The organism is Cellulomonas sp. GTC20042, assembly GCF_055389595.1.
In genome coordinates, this window is the sequence record NZ_AP043678.1 from 1,508,608 (window position 1) to 1,531,809 (window position 23,202).

A 23,202-nucleotide genomic window follows, 5' to 3' on the forward strand; every position below is an offset into this window, starting at 1 on the left:
GGGCGTCATGGTCATCGCGACCTCGCAGAGCAGGCTGCCGATCATCTACCTGCGCGGCTACGCCGGCGGCCCGTCCGGGATCAACGCCGCGGTCACCGATCCGTTCAACGGCTTCAACGACGGCTCGGTGCAGGTGCGGGTCAGCGGCGAGGACCGGCCGGTGTTCCACCAGTTCGAGAGCCCGCTGCTCCGGCTGATGACCGACCACGGCTACGTGCTGCGGGTGCAGGGGGACCAGCTGCGGCTGCTGGAGCAGGCGGCGCAGGAGGCACCGGGGTCGATCGAGCCGGCCTCGATCTGGGTGCACCGCTACTACGACGACCACGCGAGCGACCTGACGCCGGGAGCCGCACCGTTCAGCATGGAGGGCGCGGGGCGCTCGCTGCTGGCCTTTGTGGACCTGGTGCTCGACGCCACGGGCGCCCCGCAGGTGTTCCTGGTGGCGCACTCGATGGGCGGGCTGGTCGCCCGGACGATGCTGCAGAAGTCGCTGCCGGAGGCCACCGGGCGGCCTGCGGACCGGGTCGACCCGGTGGCGCGGCTGTTCACCTACGGCACGCCGCACGGCGGGATCGAGTTCGCGATCGGCGGCGGGCTGATCGAGCGGCTGCGGGACCTGACCGGGTTCAACGGGGCGGACGTGTTCGGCCCGGCGCGGATGCGTGCCTACCTGACGCCGGCGGGGGCCCGGGACGACGGGGGAGAGTTCGACGCCCGCGTGATCCCGTCCGGCGGCTTCCCGGCCGAGCGGATCTTCTGCCTGGTCGGCACCAACCCGGAGGACTACGACGTCGCGCTCGGGCTCTCCGCGCGGGCGGTGGGGCCGCGCTCGGACGGGCTGGTGCAGATCGACAACGCCGCGGTCGCGGGGGCGCCGCGGGCGCTGGTGCACCGCAGCCACTCCGGGCGGTTCGGGATGGTCAACTCCGAGGAGGGCTACCAGAACCTGCACCGGTTCCTGCTCGGCGACCTGGAAGTGTCCGCGGAGCTGAGCGGGCTGCGGCTGCCGACGGCCGAGGGGCTGACCTGGCAGCTGGAGACCGCGCTGTCGGTGCGCGGGCTGCCAGTGAGGCTGCACGAGCAGAGCACGGCGCACCTGTGCCCGGTGCAGATCGGTGCGCCGCCGGGGCCGGACCGGCCGTCGGACCCGGTGCCGCTGGCGCGGTCCTACCTGCTCACCGGGGCGCCGCGTGCGGGCAGGGACCCGGGATCGGGGGTGCCGATGCGCTACGTGCTGGCGCTGCGGCTGCTGTCCCTGCGCGAGCGCGGCGGGCTGCTGTCGTTCCGCGACCACCTGGAGCAGACCGCCGAGTGGGAGGACGTGCTGGTGGTGGACATCGCGATCGATCCCGGCGCGGCGGGCGCCACGACCCCGCGGGCATGGGCGTCCTGGGTGTCCACGATCGCGGAGCCGCTGGCCGACCACGACCCGACCGGCGACGCACCGCTGACCGACCAGGACCCCGCGCCGGGATCGTGGCTGGCCGAGGTCCCCGTCCCCGCCGCGCAGCGCCCCCTGCTCGGCGCGGACGCCGCCGTGCGCCTCACCGTCCGTCCGCACGCGCTGCCGGGCTGACCCGGTCCCATCGAGTTGTCATCTCTTGTCGCTTCGGGTGCCCGGCAAGCGACAAGAGATGACAACTCGGCGATCCGCGGGGCGCGGGAGGTTTTGGCAGGGCGCGGGCCCGGTGGCGTAAGATCGACCGGCCGGTGCGGCGAGCCATGCCCGCACGCGCCGATGCGTGCCGCCGAGGGGGTTCGACCGTCCGGCGCGCGTGAGCGCCCCTCGCCGGACCCCCGGCGCACGTCGTCCGAGCAGTTGGAGATCACTGAAGTGAAGAGCGCCGTCGAGACCCTGGAGCCCACCAAGGTCAAGCTGACCGTCGAGGTGTCGTACGACGAGCTCAAGCCGAGCATCGACCACGCCTACTCGCACATCGCCCAGGACGTGAACATCCCGGGCTTCCGTCGGGGCAAGGTCCCGCCGCGCATCATCGACCAGCGCGTCGGCCGCCCGGCCGTCATGGAGCACGCCGTCAACGAGGGCCTGTCCGGCTTCTACGCCGAGGCCGTCCGCGACAACAAGCTGCGCCCGCTGGGTCAGCCCGAGGTCGAGGTCACCAAGGTCCCCGGCCTGGTGCCGGGCGAGGAGACCGGTGACCTGGTCTTCACCGCCGAGGTCGAGGTCCGCCCGGAGATCGAGGTCCCGGAGCTGGACGGCCTGTCCGTCACGGTGGACGGCGTCGAGGTGTCCGAGGAGGACGTGCAGTCCCGCCTGGACGCGCTGCGCGAGCGCTTCGGCACCCTGGTCGGCGTGGACCGCCCGGCCGCCGACACCGACTTCGCGGTGATCGACCTGATCGCGTCGATCGACGGCGAGGAGGTCGACACCGTCTCCGGCGTCTCCTACCAGATCGGCTCGGGCAACATGCTCGACGGCCTGGACGAGGCCCTGACCGGCCTGTCCGCGGGCGAGACCACCACCTTCACCACCGTGCTGGTCGGCGGCGAGCACGCCGGCGAGAAGGCCGACGTCAAGGTCACCGCGACCGCCGTCAAGCAGCGCGACCTGCCGGAGGCGGACGACGACTTCGCGCAGATGGCCTCGGAGTTCGACACCGCCGAGGAGCTGCTGGCCGACGTGCGCGAGCAGGTCGCCCGGATCAAGGCGCAGAACCAGGCCGTGCAGGCCCGCGACGTGCTGCTCGAGCAGCTGCTCGAGAAGATCGAGATCCCGGTGCCGGCCGGTGCCGTCGAGACCGAGGTGCACCGTCACCTGGAGTCCGAGGGCCGCCTGGAGGACGAGGTGCACCGCGCCGAGGTCACCGAGCAGGCGACCGACGCGCTGCGCAACCAGATCCTGCTGGACACCCTGGCCGAGAACCTCGAGGTCAAGGTCGCCCAGGGCGAGCTCGTCGACTACCTGGTGAGCGCGTCCCGCCAGTACGGCATGGACCCGAACACCTTCATCCAGACGATCGACCAGCAGGGCCAGATCCCCGCGATGGTGGCCGAGGTCGCGCGCTCCAAGGCGCTCGCCGTGGCCCTGCGCCGCGTGGCGATCGTGGACGCCGCCGGCACCGCCGTCGACCTGTCCGAGTACATCGGGTCGGACGAGGACGACGCCGCGCAGACCGCGCTGGAGGCCGCCGTGGCCGAGGCCACCGCCGACGAGACGGCTGCTGACGAGGCGCCCGCCGAGGACGCCACGGCCTGACGCACCGCACGACGCCCGCAGGGCCCCGCACCGCTGGTCGGCGCGGGGCCCTGCGCGCAACCGCGCCGGGCGCGCCCGCCCCGGCCGGGCGAGCGCGCTGCCGTCCGCCGGGCGAGCGCGCTGCCGTCCGCCGGGCGAGCGCGCTGCCCTCCGCCGGGCGAGCCCGGTGCGCCGACAGCGAAACGGGCCGCGACCGGGACGAACGGCGGACCGGCCGGGCGTTAGGGTCGCTGCAAGCAAGACATTCAGAGGTCCGCACCGGGCGTGCCCCGGACGGACCCGAAGCCTGACGAGGGAGCCTTCGTGAACGACCAGACGCCGGCCATCGCCCGGGCAGAGTCCGGCGGACTCGGCCTCAACGACAGCATCTACAACCGGCTCCTCCGCGAGCGGATCATCTGGCTCGGGTCGGAGGTCCGCGACGAGAACGCGAACGCGATCTGCGCGCAGATGATGCTGCTCGCCGCCGAGGACCCGGACAAGGACATCTTCCTGTACATCAACTCGCCCGGCGGGTCGATCACGGCGGGCATGGCGATCTACGACACCATGCAGTTCATCCAGCCGGACGTCGCCACCGTGGCGATGGGCATGGCGGCCTCGATGGGCCAGTTCCTGCTGTCCTCCGGGGCCAAGGGCAAGCGCTACGCCACCCCGCACGCCCGCGTGATGATGCACCAGCCCTCCGGCGGCATCGGCGGCACCGCCACCGACGTGCGGATCAACGCGCAGCTCATCCTGCACATGAAGACCGTGCTGGCGGGCCTGATCGCCGAGCAGACCGGCAAGACCGTCGAGCAGATCACCGCCGACTCGGACCGCGACCGCTGGTTCACCGCGCCCGAGGCCCTCGAGTACGGGTTCGTCGACAAGGTCGTCACCCACGCCGGTGCCGTCACCGGTGGCGGCGGCACGCAGGCCTCCTGACGGCCCGCCCGACGACCACACCCCGAGACCTCAAGGAGAACCCGTGAGCACCGAGTCGCAGTTCATCGCCCGCGCCGGCCGGCTCGCCGGCGGCTGGGGCGCCACCTCCGCCGCGCCGAGCGCCCGGTACGTGCTGCCCCAGTTCGAGGAGCGCACCGCCTACGGCTTCAAGCGCCAGGACCCGTACACCAAGCTGTTCGAGGACCGGATCATCTTCCTCGGCGTCCAGGTCGACGACGCGTCGGCCGACGACGTCATGGCCCAGCTGCTCGTGCTGGAGAGCTCGGACCCGGACGGCGACATCACGCTGTACATCAACTCGCCCGGTGGCTCGTTCACCGCGCTGACCGCGATCTACGACACGATGCAGTACATCAAGCCGCAGATCGCCACCGTGTGCCTCGGCCAGGCGGCCTCCGCCGCGGCCGTGCTGCTCGCCTCCGGCACCCCCGGCAAGCGTCTCGCGCTGCCGAACGCCCGCGTGCTGATCCACCAGCCCGCGATGGAGGGTGGCGGCTACGCGCAGGCCTCGGACATCGAGATCCACGCCAACGAGCTGATCCGCATGCGCGAATGGCTCGAGGAAACCCTCGCGCACCACACGAACCAGCCGATCGACAAGGTGCGGCAGGACATCGAGCGCGACAAGATCCTCACGGCGGCTCAGGCGCTGGTGTACGGTCTCGTGGACCAGGTGCTCACCAGCCGCAAGGGCGTGCAGCCCACCGTGGTCGAGCCCTCCTGACAGCTGGACCGCCCGTCGGGCCCCGTGACCAGGGGTCCGACGGGCGGAACACCCCCGCTCCCGGGCGTGGCGCTGACACGGCGCGCGTCGTGGTGTGCAATGGTCGGACGGTGTCGTGACGCGGACCGCGTGACGCACGGTGGAAGTGGCAGGACGCGGCGCTCGGCCGCACAGACGCGAAGGAGAGGCACGTGGCTCGCATCGGGGACGGCGCCGACCTCCTGAAGTGCTCCTTCTGCGGCAAGTCGCAGAAGCAGGTCAAGAAGCTGATCGCCGGCCCCGGCGTCTACATCTGCGACGAGTGCATCGAGCTCTGCAACGAGATCATGGAGGAGGAGCGGGCCGAGGCCACCGAGATCGGCATGGTCGAGCTGCCCAAGCCGAAGGAGATCTTCGCCTTCCTCGAGCAGTACATCGTGGGGCAGGACGCCGCGAAGCGGTCGCTGGCCGTCGCCGTCTACAACCACTACAAGCGCATCCAGGCCGGCGAGGGCGCCGGCGGGACCCTGGGCTCCGGCGAGGACGCCGTCGAGATCGCCAAGTCGAACATCCTGCTGATCGGCCCCACCGGCTGCGGCAAGACCTACCTCGCGCAGACCCTCGCGAAGATGCTCAACGTCCCGTTCGCCATCGCGGACGCCACCGCCCTCACCGAGGCGGGCTACGTGGGCGAGGACGTCGAGAACATCCTGCTCAAGCTGATCCAGGCCGCCGACTTCGACGTGAAGAAGGCCGAGACCGGGATCATCTACATCGACGAGATCGACAAGATCGCCCGCAAGAGCGAGAACCCGTCGATCACCCGGGACGTGTCCGGCGAGGGTGTGCAGCAGGCGCTGCTGAAGATCCTCGAGGGCACGCAGGCGTCGGTGCCGCCGCAGGGCGGGCGCAAGCACCCGCACCAGGAGTTCATCCAGATCGACACGACGAACGTGCTGTTCATCGTGGCCGGCGCCTTCGCCGGGCTGGACGAGATCATCACCTCGCGCGCCGGACGCCGGGGGATCGGCTTCGGCGCCCCGCTGCACACCGCCGACGACCGCGACGTCTACGGCGAGGTCATGCCGGAGGACCTGCTCAAGTTCGGGCTGATCCCCGAGTTCATCGGCCGCGTGCCGGTGATCACGACGGTGTCGCCGCTGGACCGTCCGGCCCTCACCCGCATCCTCACCGAGCCGCGCAACGCGCTGGTCAAGCAGTACCAGCGGATGTTCGAGATCGACGGCGTCGAGCTGGAGTTCACCGAGGACGCCGTGGGCGCGATCGCCGACCAGGCGCTGCTGCGCGGCACCGGGGCGCGCGGTCTGCGGGCGATCATGGAGGAGGTCCTCCAGCAGGTGATGTTCGAGGTGCCGAGCCGCGACGACGTCGAGCGCGTGGTCGTCACCCGCGAGGTCGTGCTGGAGAACGTCAACCCGACGCTGGTCCCGCGCCAGGCGCCGAAGCGCACCCCGCGGGAGAAGTCGGCCTGATCCGGGTCGTGGGGCGGCGCGTCTGCACCGCGGGACGCACCGGCCCGATCGCCGCACGGCCCGTAGGATCGCGCACGTGAGCGACGACCCGATGACCGCGCTGCCCGCCGACCTGGTGCGCCTGCGCCACAGCATCGACAACATCGACGCGGCGCTGATCCACCTGCTCGCCGAGCGGTTCAAGGCCACCCAGCAGGTCGGCGTGCTCAAGGCCCGGCACGGGCTGCCGGCCTCCGACCCCGGTCGCGAGGCCCGTCAGGTGGCGCGGCTGCGCGATCTCGCGCACGAGGCGGACCTGGACCCGGTGTTCGCGGAGAAGTTCCTCGCGTTCATCGTCGCCGAGGTGATCCGGCACCACGAGGCCATCGCCGCCGACCCGGAGCAGCGCGACCCCATGGCCTGAGAGGTTCACCCGCAGGGGTGGCGCGCGGGCCCGCCCTGTCAGAGGGTGGGAGGGGTCAGGACCGGTCGGCCTGTGACGTGGCAGCGCCGGTGACGGTCGCCCCCTCTCGCAAGGAGGTCGCTTCGTGGAACTGCACTGGCTCAAGCCCCTGCTCGGCCGGCCCGGCCCGTTCGTCACGGTCCACCTCGACGCCACGCGCGCCGACGCCGCCGGGGACGAGGAGGTGGCGGGCCGATGGCGGGCGCTGCGCCGGGACCTGGAGCGTGCCGGGGCGGGCGCCGGGGTGCTGGACGCGATCGAGGAGCGGGTGACGCGGCCCACCGGGGTCACCGGCCCGCACGGCCGGGTGGTGATCGCCGACACCGAGGAGGTCGTGGCGGACCGGGTGCTGCGCGAGCCCCCGGCGCTGTCGACGGCGGTGCTCGACGCGGTGCCGGTGCTGCTGCCGGCGGCGCGGGCCGCCGACCAGTCCACCCGGTTCCTGCTGGTGGAGATCGACCGGCAGGGCGCCGACCTCACCTGGTCGGACGGCACCGGGCCCCGCCCGGCCGCCAAGGAGGTCGTCGAGGGCAGCCACGACGTGCTGCACAAGGTCCGCGAGGGCGGCGGCTGGGGCGAGCGACGGGTGCAGACCCGCGCGGAGGACTCCTGGGAGCGCAACGCCGGGGTGGTCGCCGCCGACCTCGAGAAGCAGGTGGCCGAGCGGTGCCCGGAGATCGTGCTGGTCACCGGGGACGTGCGCGCGGTCGGGCTGCTGCGGGACGCGGTCGGTGCCAAGGTGCGCGAGGTGCTGGTCGAGGTGCCGGGCGGCTCCCGCGCCGACGGCGTGAACCAGCAGGCGTTCAAGGCCAAGGTCGGGGCGGCGCTGGACGCGCACCGGGAGCGGCGGCGCGAGGCCGTGCTGGACCGGTACCGCTCGGAGCAGGGTCGTGGGGGAGCGGCGGTGACCGCCCTGGAGGACGTCGTCGCCGTGCTGCAGCGCGGTCAGGTGGCCGAGCTGCTGCTGGACGACGCCGCGACGCTGCCGGGCTCCGCGCTGCACGAGCGCACGCTCTGGGTCGGCCCCGAGCCGTTGCAGGTCGCGGTCGCGGAGGACGACCTGGCGGCGCTCGGCGTGACGGGCGGCGAGGGACGCGCCATGCCGGCGGACGTGGCGCTGCTCCGCGCGGCCCTGGGCCAGGACGCGGGGCTGACGATCGCCCCGACCGACGCCGTGGAGCTGGTGGACGGTGTCGGCGCGGTGCTGCGCTGGTCGGACGGCTCGACGCCCAGCGAGGCGGTGCCCTCGCAGTCGCAGGACCAGCGCCGGCTGCACAAGGTGGTCTGAGCGAGACGGACGACGCCCCGCCTCCCGGTCGATGCCGGGGGCGGGGCGTCGTCGTGCGTGGACCGGGGCTCAGTGCTCCCCGCGGGTGTCCACGTAGAGCTGCTCCACGTCGTCGGCGAAGTCCTTGAGCACCAGCGCGCGCTTCACCTTGAGCGAGGGGGTCAGGTACCCGTTCGACTCGGTGAAGTCGGTGGTGAGCACCCGGACCTTGCGGATCGACTCGGCGCGGGACACCGCCTCGTTGGCGCGGGTGGCGGCGCGGTCCAGGGCGGCCAGCACGGTCGGGTCCTGCGCGGCGGCGCGGACGTCCATCGGCGGCAGGCCGTGCATGGTGAGCCAGCCGGGCAGCATATCGGCGTCCAGGGTGACCAGCGCGCCGATGAACGGGCGTCCGTCGCCGACCACGACGACCTGGCTGACCAGCGGGTGACCGCGGAAGCGGTCCTCCAGCACGGCCGGGGCGACGTTCTTGCCGCCGGCGGTGACGATGATCTCCTTGGCGCGGCCGGTCAGCCGCAGGTAGCCGTCGTCGTCCAGGGTGCCCAGGTCGCCGGTGGCGAACCAGCCGTCGGCGTCCAGCACCTCGGCGGTGGCCTCCGGGTTGTCGTGGTAGCCGCGAAACACGTGCGGGCCCTTGGCGTAGACGTTGCCGGCGTCGTCCACCCGCAGGCTGGTGCCGGGGTAGGCGGGGCCGACGGTGCCGACCTTGATCCGCCCGGGCAGGTTCACCGCGGAAGGCGCGGTGGTCTCGGTCAGGCCGTAGCCCTCGAGCACCCGCACGTCGATGCCGCGGTAGTAGTGGCCGAGCCGCTCGCCCAGGGGGGCGCCGCCGGAGATCGCGTAGCGCAGGGCGCCGCCCATGGCGTCCTTGAGCTTGTGCAGCACGAGGGCGGTGGCCACGACGTGCGCGGCCCGCAGCTGCGCGGACGGCCCCTGCGGGGTGTCCAGCGCGCGCGAGTAGGTGATGGCGACCTTGGCGGCCCAGCGGAACATCTTGAGCTTGGCGCCGTGGCCGGCCTTCTGCTCCGCGGAGTTGTAGACCTTCTCGAACACGCGCGGCACGGCCAGGATGAACGTCGGCTTGAACGACGCGAAGTCGGCGAGCAGCGTGCGGGTGTCGGGGGAGTGTCCCAGCACCGCGCCGGAGGCGATCGCGACCATCTGGATGAACCGCGCGAACACGTGCGCCAGCGGCATGAACAGCAGCGTGCGGGACCCCGGCGTGCCGCAGACCTCGCGCAGGGCGGTGGCGCCGTTGACGGCGTTGTCGACGAAGTTGCCGTGGCTCAGCTCGACGCCCTTGGGGCGGCCGGTGGTGCCGGAGGTGTAGATGATCGTGGCGAGGTCGGCGGCCTTGGCGATCGACCGGCGGCGCTCGATCTCGGCGTCGGCGATCTCCCGCCCGGCGGTGACCAGCGCGGGCAGCCCGCCCTCGTCGATCACGAAGACGTCGCGCACGTCGGGCAGCTCGGTGCGCACCTGGCCGACCACGGCCGCGTGCGCGGCGGTCTCCACCACGGCCAGCGTCGCGCCGGAGTTCGACAGGATCCACTGCACCTGCTCGGCGGAGGAGGTCTCGTACACCGGCACGCCCACGCCGCCGGCGAACCACACGGCGAAGTCGGTGAGCGTCCACTCGTAGCGGGTGCGCGACATGATCGCGACCCGGTCGCCGGGCTGCACGCCCTGCGCGACGAAGCCCTTGGCCAGGGCGGTCACCTCGGAGACGAACTCGGCGATCGTCTGCGGGGTCCACGACCCGCCCAGGTGGGACGGCCGCTCGATGAATACCGCCTGCGGGTCACGGGCCAGCCGGGCGAGCAGCAGCCCCGGGATCGCGAGGTCGGGGTCGTGCGGGACGGGGGTCTCGGCGCTGAACTCGCGCATCGTCGCTCCAGTCGGGGGCCGTCGGGCTGTCAGGGTCGGGCGGTCTCGGTCACGCGGCCGCCCTCGGGCGGCGCCGACCAGCGGACATGCTACCGGGCAGGGTGCGTCCGGACCGGGACCCGGTCCTGGCAGAACCCGCCCGGAGGTCCGGGCCGGCGCTCAGCCCTGCGGCGCGCCGGTGTGCGTCGGGTCGAGCACGCGCTGGAGGAAGGTGCGGGTGCGCTGCTCGCGCGGCGCGCCGATCACCTGGTCCGCGGGGCCCTGCTCCACGATCACGCCCTCGTCCATGAACACCACGCGGTCGCCGACGTCCCGGGCGAAGGCCATCTCGTGCGTCACGACGATCATGGTCATGCCCGCGTCGGCGAGGTCGCGCATCACGCCGAGCACGTCGCCGACGAGCTCCGGGTCGAGCGCCGAGGTCGGCTCGTCGAACAGCATGAGGTGCGGGTCCATCGACAGTGCCCGGGCGATGGCCACCCGCTGCTGCTGCCCGCCGGACAGCTGCGAGGGGTGCGCGTCGGCGCGGTCGGCCAGGCCCACCCGCTCCAGGTTGGCGCGGGCGATCTGCTCCGCCTGCGCGCGGGAGCGGCCGAGCACCTGGCGCTGCGCCATCGTGCAGTTGTCGAGCACGCTGCGGTGGCTGAACAGGTTGAACTGCTGGAACACCATGCCGACGTGGGTGCGCACCCGGTCGATGTCGACGTCGGGGTCGGTGACGTCCACGCCGAGCACGTCGATCCGCCCGGCGGTGGGCTGCTCCAGCAGGTTCACGCAGCGCAGCAGGGTCGACTTGCCCGAGCCGGAGGGGCCGATCACGCAGACCACCTCGCCGGCGTGCACGTCCAGGTCGATCCCGCGCAGCACCTCGCGCTCGCCGAAGGACTTGTGCAGCCCGGCGATCCGGACGACGGGTGCCCCGGCGGGGGTCGTGGCGGTCATGAACGGCTCCTCGCGCCGGTGCGCTTCTCCAGGTACCGGGCGAGCGCGCCCAGCGGCAGCGTGATCAGCAGGTAGAACGCGCCGATCACGAACAGCGGGGTGATGCCGCCGGTCGCGGAGTTCAGCGCGTCGCGGCCGATCTTGGTCAGGTCGTACTGGGAGGTGCTCAGGCCGAGCAGCAGCACCAGCGAGGTGTCCTTGGTCAGGAGGATCAGCTCGTTGGTCATCGGGGGCAGCACGATCCGGAACGCCTGCGGGATCACCACGCTGATCAGCGTGCGGGTGTGCGACATGCCGAGCGAGCGCGCCGCCTCGACCTGGCCCTTCGGCACCGCCTGAATGCCGGCGCGCAGCGTCTCGGCGATGTACGCGGCGGAGACCATGCCCAGCGCGATGGCCGCCTTGAGGGTGATCGACCCGAGCTGCACGCCGAAGGCGATCGGCACCGCGTAGCCGACGGTGATCAGCACCAGCAGCGCGGGGATGCCGCGGAAGAACTCGACGTAGACGGTGGCGATCCACCGGTACAGCCCGACCTGGGACAGCCGCATCAGCGCGAGCAGGGTGCCCAGGGTCACGCCGACCGCGAAGGCGGCCAGCGTGTACCGCAGCGTGTTCACGAAGCCGGTGGGGACCTGCTCCAGGATGCTGGACGCCGCCTCGACGTCGAAGAAGTTGGACCGGACGTCGGCCCAGTTCACCGTGGCGGCCAGCACGCCCAGGACCAGCACGACGACGCCGTACTGCACCACCCGGGCGACCCGGGCGCGCTTGCGCGGGCTCCAGCGGGCCTTGCCCGGGGGCAGGGTGAGCGGGGTGCCGGGCGTGCCGGCCGGCACGGTGGTGGTCATCGTCAGCCGTCCGTGCCGCTGCTGGGCGCGGTGCCGATGAACTCGGTGTAGAGCGCGTCGTAGGTGCCGTCCTCGCGGATGCGGTCCAGCGTCGCGTTCACCTGGTCGAGCAGGGCGCTGCTGCCCTTCTTGACGCCCAGGCCGTACTGCTCGCCGGTGGAGAACTCCGCGGCGACCTCGTAGCCGTCGCCCACGTAGGCGCCGAGCACGGCGATGTCGTTCACGACGGCGTCGACCTGGCCCGTCTTCAGCGCCTGCACCTGGAGGCCGAGGTCCTCGAACTGCACGACGTCGAGGCCGTTGTCGGTCGCCCAGGTCTCACCGGTGGTGGCCTGCTGCACGCCGACCTTCTTGCCCTCGAGCGAGGCGACGTCGTCCAGGCCGGAGCCCTCGGCGACCAGCAGGCCCTGGTTGGCGTCGAAGTACGGCTCGGAGAAGTCGATCTTCTCCTCGCGCTCCGGGGTGATCGTGATGCCGGAGGCGACGATGTCGCAGCTGCCGGAGTTCAGGGCCACGCCGGACTGGATGCCGTCGAAGGAGGTCGAGACGACCTCGAGGTCGACGCCCAGGTCGGTGGCGACCTCGTTGACGATCGCGATGTCGAGGCCGGTGACCTCGCCGTCCTCCTCGTACTCGAAGGGCTCGAACGGCGGGTTGGTGCACAGCGTCAGGGTCCCGGCGGTGACCAGGTCGACGCCGCCCTCGGTCGTGTCGCCCCCGGCGGAGTCGTCGCCGCCACCGCAGGCGGCGAGCAGCAGGGCCGTGACGACGGCGGCGGGCAGCAGGGCGGTGGAGCGGGTACGCATCGGGTTCTCCTCGACTGGCGACGGACCGCAAGAATATACGCGAGCGAAGATACATATGCATAATCCGGACGGATGGGACCACGGTCCCACGATCACCGGGGTGGCGCATGGCGCGGAGGAGCCGCCGGGGAACGCACGAAGGGCGCCTGCGGGGAGCAGGCCCCGAGGCGCCCTCGTGCGTCCGACGTGCGGTGTCGGCGACGTGCTCAGCTCGCGACCGAGGTGGGGGCGACATCGGGATGCGTCGCCGTCGGATCGGTCTTGAGGGCCACGGCGACAGCACTCCCCACAGAGGCCGCGATGAGAGCGGCGAGCAGCCAGGTCGCCCTCTGCGTGCCGAGAGCGGACTGCAGCCACGGAGCGGCCAGGTAGCCAACCGGCATGAGGCCGAACGAGCCTACGTAGTCGAAGGAAGAGACGCGCCCCAGCACCTCGGCGGGCACCCGGGTCTGCATCGTGGTGGCCCACCAGATGCCTGCAAGATCGAGCCCCGCTCCTGCGAGCCCTGCAGTAGTCATCAGCACGAGCGGGGGCGCGTCCGATGCCACCGCGGCGAGCGGGATGATCGTGACCGCCTGGGCGAGCAGGGAAGCGACGGTGAGGTCTTTCGGCTTCCAGCGCAGGCCCGCGAAGGACCCGAGGAGGTAGCCGAGGGCCATGGCCGATCCGACCAGGCCCCACGAGCGAGATGTGCCACCGTTCTCCACGACCGCTGCCGGAGCGAGCACTCCGAAGCCTGCCGTCCACGCGAGGAGAGCCGTGGAGAAGGCGGGAATGCAGGCCAGCAGCCAGGTGCGTTCGCGCACCTCGCGCCACCCCGCGGCGAGCTCGACCCACGCGCCGGACCGGGCTGTCGCTGAACCGGCGATCGGCACGGTCGTCAGCACGAGAGTGGACAACGCCGCGCTGGCCGAATCGATCGCGACGACCCAACCCGGACCGACGGAGGCGACGACAAGACCACCGACGGCGGGGCCGATCACGGAGCTCGCATTGCGGACGATCCTCATCAGTGCCTGCGCTGACTGAATGAGTCCAGGGGGCACGAGCGTCGGTGTCGTGGCGTAGATCGACGACGCAGCCAGCGCCTGTGCAGAGCCGAGCACGAGCACCGCAGCCACCAGGATCGCGAGCGGGGTGTGGCCTCCGAGGAGGGTCGCCGCGACGCAGGCTTGCACTGCGGCACCGACGGCGGCGCAGGTGACCATGACCGTGCGTCGGTGGTATCGGTCGGCGAACACGCCCCCGACCAACCCGAACAGCACCGCGGGGAGGGCCCGGGCGCCCAGGAGCGTTCCCGCCCCTGCGATCCCGTAGTCAGACCCCAGCATGGCGAACAGCAGTGCGATCGTCGTGCCGGCTGATCCCAGCCACACCAGCGCCTGCGCCGCGAAGAAGCGCATGAATGCTGCCTCGTGCATCAACGATCGTAGGTCGCTGATCACTCGCTCTCCCTCAGATCGGGGTGTCGGGGAGGCGCGTCGATGCGCATCCCCGACACCTGAGACATCACTGCCCGGTCAGGCGACCGGGATCGTCTGCACCTGGCTGAGGGTTTCGTATCCGGTGGTGTCGACCAGTCCGGCGTCGATGAACGCCTTGCGTCGGATGCCGCACGCGAAGCACTCTCCGCAGTGAGTCGTGGACTGCTCGGTGCACGACCAAGTGCTTCCCAGGTCCACCCCGAGCTCGGCGCCACGAGCGAGCACCTCGTGCTTCTCCATCCCGAGCATCGGCGTCAGGACTGCGAAGTCCTCGCCGAGATCGATGGAGATGGCGCGCGAGAGAGAGGCGAAGAAATCCTCGCAGTTGTCCCGGAACATCGTGTCGCCCTTGTGGACGCCGTAGTAGAGGCGCCGAGCGCCCATCGAGGCCGCTGCCGAGGCGACGATGCTGAGCGCGACACCAGATCCGAACGGCTCTGTCGCCCGGCACACCATCGGACCGCGCAGCACGGCGGGCAGCGGCTTCCGGTAGATGGTTCGCAGGCTGCTCGCCAGGTCGATGGTGTAGAGATCTGCACCCACGGCGGCCGCCTGTGCCGCAGCGCGCGGCGCATCTGCCTGCGACTCCAGCTCGCCCAGGTTGAGATGGATCGCCAGCGCGCGCTCTCCGCGGGCGTAGATGTCATGCAGCAGGACCGCAGAGTCGGGACCGCCGGAAACCAGAACTGCACTGACTGTCATGAGAGTTCCTTCACTCGTTCGGATGACAGCAAGTGACGGTAGTGATCACTCGAATGGCCTAGTGGGACATTCGTCACTTGATCGATGGCTTCAGGTAGACGGTCTAGGTGTGCTTCTCCGTAAGGCATCCCCGTTGCGGCCGACGGGATGCGCAAGATCTCGTTCGTTCGGTGAGGCTCACGCCCCACGTGCTGTCATCTGACACCCACGGCTCGTCCGCCGGAGAACGCAACGAAGGGCGCCTGCGGGGAGCAGGTCCCCGAGGCGCCCTCGTGCGTCCGACGTGCGGTGCGTCAGCCCTTCTGCTTGGGCTCCGGCGGCAGGATCTCGGCGTCGCGCGCCACCACGGTCGCGTCGGCGGCGTCCGGCACCTCGACCACGTCCAGCGTGCCGGTGGCCCGGCCGGCGGCGCGCACGTCGCCCAGCGCCACGGTGACACCCGCGAGCAGCGCGGTCGGCACCTCCAGACGGGCCGAGGTGATCTCCGCGCGCATCGAGACCTTGGCCTCGGACTTCACCTTGCGCAGGGCGGCCAGGGCGGCACCGGCGGCCGCGACCACCGACGGGTCGCCGTCTCCGGCGGCCGCGCGCAGCGGCTCCGCCACCGGCCACGGCGCGCGGTGCACCGAGCCCTCTCGCCACCAGGACCAGACCTCCTCCGTGGCGAACGGCAGCACCGGGGCGAACAGCCGCAGCAGCACGTCCAGCGCGATCCCCAGCGCCGCCCGGGCCGAGGCCATCTCCGGCGTGATGTCGGCGGCCTCGGCACCGGCACCGTAGGCGCGGTCCTTCACCAGCTCGAGGTAGTCGTCGCAGAACGTCCAGAAGAACGTCTCGGTGATCTCCAGCGCGCGGGTGTGGTCGTAGGACTCGAGCGCGGCGGTGGCCTTGTCGACCACGTCCGCCAGCCCGGCGAGCATCGCGCGGTCCAGCGCGTCGGTCACCAGGCTCGCGTCCAGCACCGTCGCGCCGTCGGTGGCGTCGCCGAAGGACAGCGCGAACTTGGAGGCGTTGAGCACCTTGATCGCCAGGCGGCGGCCGATCTTCATCTGCCCGACCTCGAAGGCGGCGTCGGTGCCCAGGCGCGCCGAGGCCGCCCAGTACCGCACCGCGTCCGAGCCGTGCTCCTCCAGCAGGCCCATCGGCGTGACGACGTTGCCCTTGGACTTCGACATCTTCTTGCGGTCGGGGTCCAGGATCCAGCCGCTGATCGCCGCGTCCTTCCACGGCAGGCTGCCGTGCTCCAGGTGCGAGCGGACCACCGTCGAGAACAGCCAGGTGCGGATGATGTCCTGGCCCTGGGGGCGCAGGTCCATCGGGAAGACGCGCTCGAACAGGTCGGGATCGGTGCGCCAGCCGCCGGCGATCTGCGGGGACAGCGAGGACGTCGCCCAGGTGTCCATGATGTCGGGGTCGCCCACGAAGCCGCCCGCGACGCCGCGCTGCTCGGCGGTGTAGCCGGCCGGCACGTCGGAGGAGGGGTCGATCGGCAGCTGGTCCTCGCTCGGCACGATCGGGTGCTCGTGGTCGATCTCGCCGGCCGCGGACACCGGGTACCAGACCGGGAACGGCACGCCGAAGAACCGCTGGCGCGACACCAGCCAGTCGCCGTTCAGGCCGCCGACCCAGTTCTCGTACCGCACCCGCATGAAGTCGGGGTGGAAGCCGAGCTCGGCACCGCGGGCCAGCAGGGCGGCGTTCAGGTCGGCGTCGCGGCCGCCGTTGCGGATGTACCACTGGCGGCTGGTGACGATCTCGAGCGGCTTGTCGCCCTTCTCGAAGAAGTTCGCCTTGCGCTGCGTCGCCTGCGGCTCGCCGTCCAGGTCGCCGGACTCGCGCAGCCCGGCCACCACGGCCTCGCGCGCGGAGAAGGTGGTCTTGCCGGCCAGCTCGCCGTAGAGCGCACGGCCGGCCTCGTCGGCGATCCAGTCCGGGGTGTCGCGGACCAGGCGCCCGTCGCGGCCGATCACCGAGCGGGTCGGCAGCTGGAGCTCACGCCACCACTGCACGTCGGTCAGGTCGCCGAAGGTGCAGCACATGGCGATGCCGGCGCCCTTGTCCGGCTCGGCGGCCGGGTGCGCGAGCACCGGCACCTCCACGCCGAACAGCGGGCTGGTGACCGTGGTGCCGAACAGGTGCTGGTAGCGCTCGTCGTCCGGGTGCGCGATCAGGGCGACGCAGGCGGGCAGCAGCTCGGGACGCGTCGTCTCGATGTAGACCGGCCCGTCGGCCGCGTGGAAGGCGACCTTGTGGAAGGCGCCCGGGTAGTCACGGGCCTCCAGCTCGGCCTGCGCCACCGCGGTCTGGAAGGTCACGTCCCACAGGCCCGGGGCCTCGGCCTGGTACGCCTCGCCGCGGGCGAGGTTGCGCAGGAACGCCTGCTGCGCGACCGCGCGGGCCTCGCCGGAGATCGTCTGGTAGGTGCGCGTCCAGTCCACCGACAGGCCGAGACGGCGCCACAGCGCCTCGAACTGCTGCTCGTCCTCGACGGTCAGCCGCTCGCACAGCTCGACGAAGTTCGTCCGGCTGATCGGCACCTGGTCGGCGGCCTTGACGCTCTTGCCCTCACCGCCGACGAACGGCGGGGTGAAGTCCGGGTCGTAGGGCAGCGAGGGGTCGCAGCGCACGCCGAAGTAGTTCTGCACCCGGCGCTCGGTGGGCAGGCCGTTGTCGTCCCAGCCCATCGGGTAGAACACCTCGGCGCCGCGCATCCGGCGGTAGCGGGCCACCACGTCGGTGTGCGTGTACGAGAACACGTGGCCGACGTGCAGCGACCCGGAGACCGTCGGCGGCGGGGTGTCGATCGAGTACACCTGCTCGCGGGTCTTGCTGCGGTCGAAGGCGTACGTGCCCTGCGCGGTCCACGACGCGTCCCAGCGCCCCTCGACGCCGTCCAGCGACACCCGGTCCGGTACCTCGCGCACCGCGCGTACCCCGAAGGCGGAGGCGGTCGCGGGCTGGGCGGGGGACGGTGCGGTGGGCAGGTCGGTCATGGTCGGACATTGTTCCAGAGTCGCGGGGTGCGGTGCGCCGCGGGCCCGCGCGGGTGGCACGTCGGCGAACGGGGGACGACGATCCGGTGAACGACGCGACCGGCGCGGCGTCCCGGGCGGCGACGCATGCGACCCTGCCCGACGCGTGCGCCGTCCGGCGCTGCGTGAGCGGAGGACCGGTGGAACAGGTGGCAGGCGTGACGGGTGCGGACGACGGCCTGCTGAGGTCGGCGCTGGCGGCACCGCCGCGGACCCTGGTCGACGTGCTCGCCGCGACGGTGGCGGCCCACCCGGACGCCCCGGCGCTGGACGACGGCAGCACGGTCCTGACCTACCGCGAGCTGGACGACCGGGTGCGGGCGGCCGCGCGCGGGCTGGCCGCCGAGGGCGTCGGCCCGGGATCGCGGGTGGGCGTGCGCGTGCCCTCGGGCACCGCCGAGCTGTACGCGGCGATCCTGGCGGTGCTGGTCGCCGGTGCCGCCTACGTGCCGGTGGACGTGGACGACCCGGACGAGCGGGCGCGCACGGTGTTCGCCGAGGCGGCGGTGGACCGGGTGATCGCGGAGGGCGACCTGCGCGACCTGGTGGCGGCCGGGCGCCGTGCGGCCGGGGGTGCGCTCGCGGCCCCGGGGCTGGGTGACGACGCGTGGATCATCTTCACCTCGGGCTCCACCGGCACCCCCAAGGGCGTCGCGGTGACGCACCGGTCGGCGGCGGCCTTCGTGGATGCGGAGGCACGGATCTTCCTCGCCGAGGCGCCGCTGGGTCCGGAGGACCGGGTGCTGGCGGGGCTGTCGGTGGCCTTCGACGCCTCCTGCGAGGAGATGTGGCTGGCCTGGGCGCACGGGGCGTGCCTGGTGCCGGCGCCGCGCGCGCTGGTCCGCACCGGCACCGACCTCGGCCCCTGGCTGGTGGCGCAGCAGATCACCGTGATCTCCACCGTGCCGACCCTGGCCGGGCTGTGGCGGCCGGAGGTGCTGGCGGGGGTGCGGCTGCTGATCTTCGGCGGCGAGGCGTGCCCGCCCGAGCTGGCGGCGCGGCTGGCGACACCGGGACGCGAGGTCTGGAACACCTACGGCCCGACCGAGGCGACCGTGGTGGCCTGCGCGGCGCGGCTGACCGGCGAGGGCCCGGTGCGGATCGGGCTGGCGCTGGACGGCTGGGACCTGGCGGTGGTCGGCGAGGACGGCACGCCGGTGGCCGAGGGGGAGACCGGCGAGCTGATCATCGGCGGGGTCGGCCTGGCGCGGTACCTCGACCCGGTCAAGGACGCCGCCACCTACGCGCCCGCACCCGCGCTCGGCTGGGAGCGCGCGTACCGCAGCGGCGATGTGGTGCGGCTGGACCGCGCGGGCCTGCTGTTCGTGGGACGCGCGGACGACCAGGTGAAGATCGGCGGCCGACGGATCGAGCTCGGCGAGGTGGAGGCGGCGCTGTCCGCGCTGCCCGGGGTGCACGGCGCGGCCGTGGCGGTGCGCCGCACGCCGGCGGGGACGGCGGTGCTCGCCGGGTACCTGGTGCCGGAGGACGGCACGGTGCTGGACCTCGGCGCCGCACGCACCCGGCTGCGGACGGTGCTGCCGGGGGCGCTGGTGCCGGTGCTGGGCGTGGTGGAGGCGCTGCCGACCCGCGGCTCCGGCAAGGTCGACCGGGACGCGCTGCCCTGGCCGCTGCCGGGGACTGGTGCGGGGGCCTCGGCCGACGGCGGTCCGGTCGTCGGCCTGTCGCCCACCGCCGCCTGGGTCGCCGGGCTGTGGACCGCCGCGCTCGGTGCGCCGGTGAGCGGGCCGGACGACGACTTCTTCGACGCGGGCGGCGGCAGCCTGGTCGCCGCGCAGCTGGTGTCGGCGCTGCGCGAGCGGTACCCGACGGTCACGGTGGCCGACGTCTACGACTTCCCCCGGCTGGGCGACCTGTCCCGGCGGCTGGACGAGCTCGCGCCGGCGACCCCCGCCGAGCATCGCGAGGTCCGGCCGACGCCGCGCCGCGCCCGCGTCGTCCAGACCCTGCTCGGCGTGCCGCTGGCCGCGCTGGTGGGGCTGCGCTGGCTGGTGTGGCTGCTGGCCGCCGAGCAGGCGCTGGTGCTCACCGGTCTGGTGCCGTGGCTCGACCCGCTGCCGGGGGTGTGGTGGTGGCTGGCGATCGGCTGGCTGCTGCTGATCAGCCCCGCCGGGCGGATGGGCACCACCGTCGTCGTGGCGCGCCGGCTGCTGCGCGACCTGCGACCCGGCACCTACCCGCGCGGCGGACGCGAGCACCTGCGGCTGTGGTTCGCCGAGTCGTGGGCGGAGGCGGCCGGCGCCGAGAACCTGTCCTGCGCGCCGTGGACCGCCACCTACGCGAGGCTGCTCGGCGCCAAGGTCGGGCAGGACGTCGACCTGCACACCCCGCCGCCGGTCACCGGCCTGCTCACCCTCGGCGACCGGTGCGCCGTCGAGCCCGAGGTGGACCTGCGCGGGCACTGGCTGGACGGCGACGTGCTGCACGTCGGTCGGGTGCGGATCGACAAGCGCGCCACTGTCGGCACCCGCAGCACCGTCGCGCCGGGGGTGCGGATCGGCCAGGGCGCGCAGGTCGCCCCGGGATCGGCGGTCCTGGTCAGCGTCCCGCCGGGGGAGGTCTGGGCCGGGTCGCCCGCGGTGTTCGAGGGACCGGCGGGGGAGGACTGGCCCGCCGGACGGGCGCCGCGCGGACGCCGCTGGGTGCTGGTGTACGCCGCCACCGCCGCGGTGCTGTCCGCGCTGCCGGTGCTCGCCGCCACCGTCGGGCTGCTGGTGGTCGGGACCAGCCTGCGCGACGCCGGGTCGTGGGCGGGCGCCTGGGACGACGCGGCGCTGGCGGTGCCGCTCGGGGCACTCGCGTCCTTCGCCATGCTGGCCGCGCTCACGCTGCTCGGCGTGCGGCTGCTGGCGCGGGGGATCGGCGAGGGGTACCACCCGGTGCGCAGCCGGACCGGCTGGCAGATCTGGGCCACCCAGCGGCTGATGGACGACGCCCGGTCCACGCTGTACCCGCTCTACGCCAGCACGCTCACCCCGCTGTGGCTGCGGGCGCTCGGCGCGCGGATCGGCCGGGACGTCGAGGCGTCCACGGTGCTGATGCTGCCCTCGCTGACCACGGTCGGCGACGGGGCGTTCCTCGCCGACGACACCCTGATCGGCTCCTACGAGCTCGGCCGGGGCTGGATGCGCGTCGAGCGGGCGAAGGTCGGCAAGCGCGCGTTCCTCGGCAACTCCGGGATGATCGCCCCCGGTCGCGCCGTGCCCAAGCGCGGGCTCGTCGCCGTGCTCTCGGCCACCCCGGAGCGCGCCAAGCCGGGCACCTCCTGGCTCGGCTCCCCGCCGGAGCCGCTGCGCCGCACCCCCGGCGCAGGGGACACCGGACGCACCTACGACCCCTCGGTCGGCCTGCGGGTGGCCCGGGCCGCCGTCGAGCTCTGCCGGCTGCTGGCCGTGGTCGTGGCCTTCGGGATCGGCCTCGGCGTGCTGCTGGTGCTCGGCGAGGTCGCGCACGCCCACGGGATCGGGGCGGCGGCGTGGCTGTCGCCCGTCGTGGTGCTCGGCGCGGCGGCGGCCGGTCTGGTGGTGTCGGCGGGTGCCAAGTGGCTGCTGGTCGGACGGATCCGCCCCGGCGAGCACCCGCTGTGGAGCACCTTCGTCTGGCGCAACGAGCTCGCCGACGCCTTCCTGGAGGTCGTCGGGGTCGCCTGGCTGGGCCCGGCGGTGGCGGGATCTCCGGCGCTGAACCTGTGGCTGCGGGCGCACGGTGCACGGATCGGGCGCGGGGTCTGGTGCGAGACGTACTGGCTGCCGGAGGCCGATCTGGTCGACCTCGGCGACGGTGCCACCGTCAACCGCGGTTGTGTGCTCCAGACCCACCTGTTCCATGATCGGGTGATGAGCATCGACGGGGTGCGCCTGGGACCCGGCGCCGGCATCGGACCGCACGGCGTGGTGCTGCCCGCCGCCACCCTCGGCGCAGGGGCGGCGGTCGGCCCCGCGTCGCTGGTGCTGCGTGGCGAGACGATCCCCGCCGGCACGCGCTGGACCGGCAACCCGGTCGCCCCGGAGCAGCGGTGACGGCGGACGCCCCGACGCTGCCCGCGCCGGACCCCTACCTGCCCGACCGCCTGCCCGGCGGCCTCGACGTCGACCGCTACGAGCTCGATCTCGGCTACCGCGTCGCCACCAACCGGCTGGACGGGGTGGCCCGGGTGCACGCCCGCGCCGCCGACGACCTGGACCGGCTGTCCCTCGACCTGGTCGGGCTGACCGTCTCCCGCGTGCTGGTCGACGGCCGCCGACCCGGCCGGTTCGCGGTGCGCGACGGGCGGCTCGAGGTGCGGCTCGCCCGGCGGATCCCGGCCGGTGCGCCGGTGCTGGTCGAGGTGCACTACTCCGGCATGCCCGGACCGCGGGTCGGACCCTGGGGCGAGGTCGGCTGGGAGGAGCTGACCGACGGGGTGATCGTCGCCGGCCAGCCCGACGGCGCGCCCTCCTGGTTCCCCTGCGACGACCGGCCGTCCGCCAAGGCGGCGTTCTCGATCGCGATCACCACCGAGGCCGGCTACGAGGTCGCCTGCAACGGCGTGCTGCGCTCGCGCCGGGCGCGGTCCAGCCGGGTCCGCTGGGAGTTCGAGCAGCCCGAGCCCACCGCGCCCTACCTCGCCACCGTGCAGATCGGCCGGTACGAGCGCACCGACCTCGCCACCGGCCCCGTCCCGCAGGGCGTGCTCGCCCCGCCCCGGCTGCGGGACGCCGTCGCGCACGACCTCGCCGCGCAGCCCGCGATGATGGCGCTGTTCTGCGACCGGTTCGGCCCCTACCCGTTCCCGCGCTACGACGTGGTGGTCACCGACGACCCGCTGGAGATCCCGCTGGAGGCGCACGGGCTGTCCGTCTTCGGCGCCAACCACACCGACGGACGCGGGGGATCGCAGCGGCTGGTCGCCCACGAGCTCGCGCACCAGTGGTTCGGCAACAGCCTGACCGCCGCCACCTGGCAGGACATCTGGCTGCACGAGGGCTTCGCCTGCTACGCCGAGTGGCTGTGGGAGGAGCAGGCGGGCGGCCGCACCGCCGACGCGCACGCCCGCACCTGGCGCACCCGGCTCGCGCTGCTGCCGCGCACGATCGTGATCGGCGACCCCGGGCCGGCGCACATGTTCGACGACCGGGTCTACAAGCGTGGGGCGCTCACCCTGCACGCGCTGCGGCTCACCCTCGGGGACGCCGCGTTCTTCCACGTGCTGCGGGCGTGGACCGCGCGGCACCGGCACGGCACGGTCACGACGGCCGGGTTCGTGGCCTGCGTGGCCGACGTCGCGGGCGTGGACGTGAGCGGCCTGGTCGCGGACTGGGTCGACCGCCCCGCCCTGCCGCGCCTGCCCGCCCGCGCGCGCTGACCGGCGCGCGCTCGCGCGGGCGCGCGCCGAGGTTGCACGAAT

At 73.1% G+C, this 23,202-nt stretch carries 16 protein-coding genes; 9 read left to right on the plus strand and 7 right to left on the minus strand.

The window, feature by feature from the left end; genetic code table 11:
• The first annotated feature begins 7 nt into the window (after positions 1-7).
• The 7 genes from ACZ5HG_RS07005 (at position 8) to ACZ5HG_RS07035 (ending at position 8,091) form a co-directional block, all read left to right on the plus strand.
• On the plus strand, positions 8-1,576 hold the full coding sequence (locus ACZ5HG_RS07005; protein ID WP_464181340.1) for an esterase/lipase family protein: 1,569 nt from the start codon (positions 8-10) through the stop codon (positions 1,574-1,576).
• A gap of 258 nt (positions 1,577-1,834) precedes the next feature.
• Positions 1,835-3,217, plus strand: a complete 1,383-nt coding sequence (gene tig, locus ACZ5HG_RS07010; RefSeq protein ID WP_464181341.1) for a trigger factor — start codon at positions 1,835-1,837, stop codon at positions 3,215-3,217.
• A 303-nt stretch (positions 3,218-3,520) separates the two neighbouring features.
• Positions 3,521-4,144 (plus strand): ATP-dependent Clp protease proteolytic subunit, encoded by a 624-nt coding sequence (locus tag ACZ5HG_RS07015; protein WP_464181344.1) that lies wholly within the window; start codon positions 3,521-3,523, stop codon positions 4,142-4,144.
• A 43-nt stretch (positions 4,145-4,187) separates the two neighbouring features.
• Positions 4,188-4,889: an ATP-dependent Clp protease proteolytic subunit gene (locus ACZ5HG_RS07020; RefSeq protein WP_464181346.1), complete on the plus strand. Its 702-nt coding sequence runs from the start codon at positions 4,188-4,190 to the stop codon at positions 4,887-4,889.
• Between the two features lie 191 nt (positions 4,890-5,080).
• Positions 5,081-6,361, plus strand: coding sequence for an ATP-dependent Clp protease ATP-binding subunit ClpX (gene clpX / locus ACZ5HG_RS07025; RefSeq protein WP_464181347.1), 1,281 nt, complete (start codon positions 5,081-5,083; stop codon positions 6,359-6,361).
• 91 nt (positions 6,362-6,452) lie between these two features.
• Entirely contained in the window at positions 6,453-6,764 is a 312-nt protein-coding gene (locus ACZ5HG_RS07030) for a chorismate mutase (protein WP_464182120.1), read from the plus strand.
• 124 nt (positions 6,765-6,888) lie between these two features.
• A complete protein-coding gene (locus ACZ5HG_RS07035; protein WP_464181349.1) occupies positions 6,889-8,091 on the plus strand; it encodes a baeRF2 domain-containing protein in 1,203 nt (400 codons plus the stop codon).
• Between the two features lie 69 nt (positions 8,092-8,160).
• On the opposite strand, the gene ACZ5HG_RS07040 is transcribed toward ACZ5HG_RS07035, so the two are convergent.
• From ACZ5HG_RS07040 to valS, 7 genes are all read right to left on the minus strand, one after another.
• Entirely contained in the window at positions 8,161-9,978 is a 1,818-nt protein-coding gene (locus ACZ5HG_RS07040; RefSeq protein WP_464181350.1) for an AMP-dependent synthetase/ligase, read from the minus strand.
• A gap of 159 nt (positions 9,979-10,137) precedes the next feature.
• Complete coding sequence (locus tag ACZ5HG_RS07045) at positions 10,138-10,920, minus strand: amino acid ABC transporter ATP-binding protein (protein WP_464181352.1); 783 nt, start codon at positions 10,918-10,920, stop codon at positions 10,138-10,140.
• Complete coding sequence (locus ACZ5HG_RS07050) at positions 10,917-11,771, minus strand: amino acid ABC transporter permease (protein ID WP_464181354.1); 855 nt, start codon at positions 11,769-11,771, stop codon at positions 10,917-10,919. The genes ACZ5HG_RS07045 and ACZ5HG_RS07050 overlap by 4 nt, the downstream gene beginning before the upstream one ends.
• Before the next feature lie 2 nt (positions 11,772-11,773).
• A complete protein-coding gene (locus ACZ5HG_RS07055) occupies positions 11,774-12,577 on the minus strand; it encodes a transporter substrate-binding domain-containing protein (protein WP_464181356.1) in 804 nt (267 codons plus the stop codon).
• A gap of 206 nt (positions 12,578-12,783) precedes the next feature.
• On the minus strand, positions 12,784-13,998 hold the full coding sequence (locus tag ACZ5HG_RS07060; RefSeq protein ID WP_464181357.1) for an MFS transporter: 1,215 nt from the start codon (positions 13,996-13,998) through the stop codon (positions 12,784-12,786).
• Between the two features lie 99 nt (positions 13,999-14,097).
• Positions 14,098-14,763, minus strand: coding sequence for a 7-cyano-7-deazaguanine synthase (locus tag ACZ5HG_RS07065; RefSeq protein WP_464181359.1), 666 nt, complete (start codon positions 14,761-14,763; stop codon positions 14,098-14,100).
• Between the two features lie 293 nt (positions 14,764-15,056).
• Entirely contained in the window at positions 15,057-17,756 is a 2,700-nt protein-coding gene (gene valS / locus ACZ5HG_RS07070; protein WP_464181362.1) for a valine--tRNA ligase, read from the minus strand.
• A 179-nt stretch (positions 17,757-17,935) separates the two neighbouring features.
• Here valS and ACZ5HG_RS07075 point away from each other — a divergent pair, with 179 nt between their 5' ends.
• The gene (locus ACZ5HG_RS07075; protein ID WP_464181363.1) at positions 17,936-21,835 is read left to right on the plus strand and encodes a Pls/PosA family non-ribosomal peptide synthetase; all 3,900 of its coding nucleotides are present in this window, start codon (positions 17,936-17,938) and stop codon (positions 21,833-21,835) included.
• The gene (locus tag ACZ5HG_RS07080) at positions 21,832-23,160 is read left to right on the plus strand and encodes a M1 family metallopeptidase (protein ID WP_464181364.1); all 1,329 of its coding nucleotides are present in this window, start codon (positions 21,832-21,834) and stop codon (positions 23,158-23,160) included. The genes ACZ5HG_RS07075 and ACZ5HG_RS07080 overlap by 4 nt, the downstream gene beginning before the upstream one ends.
• The last annotated feature ends 42 nt before the right edge of the window (positions 23,161-23,202 follow it).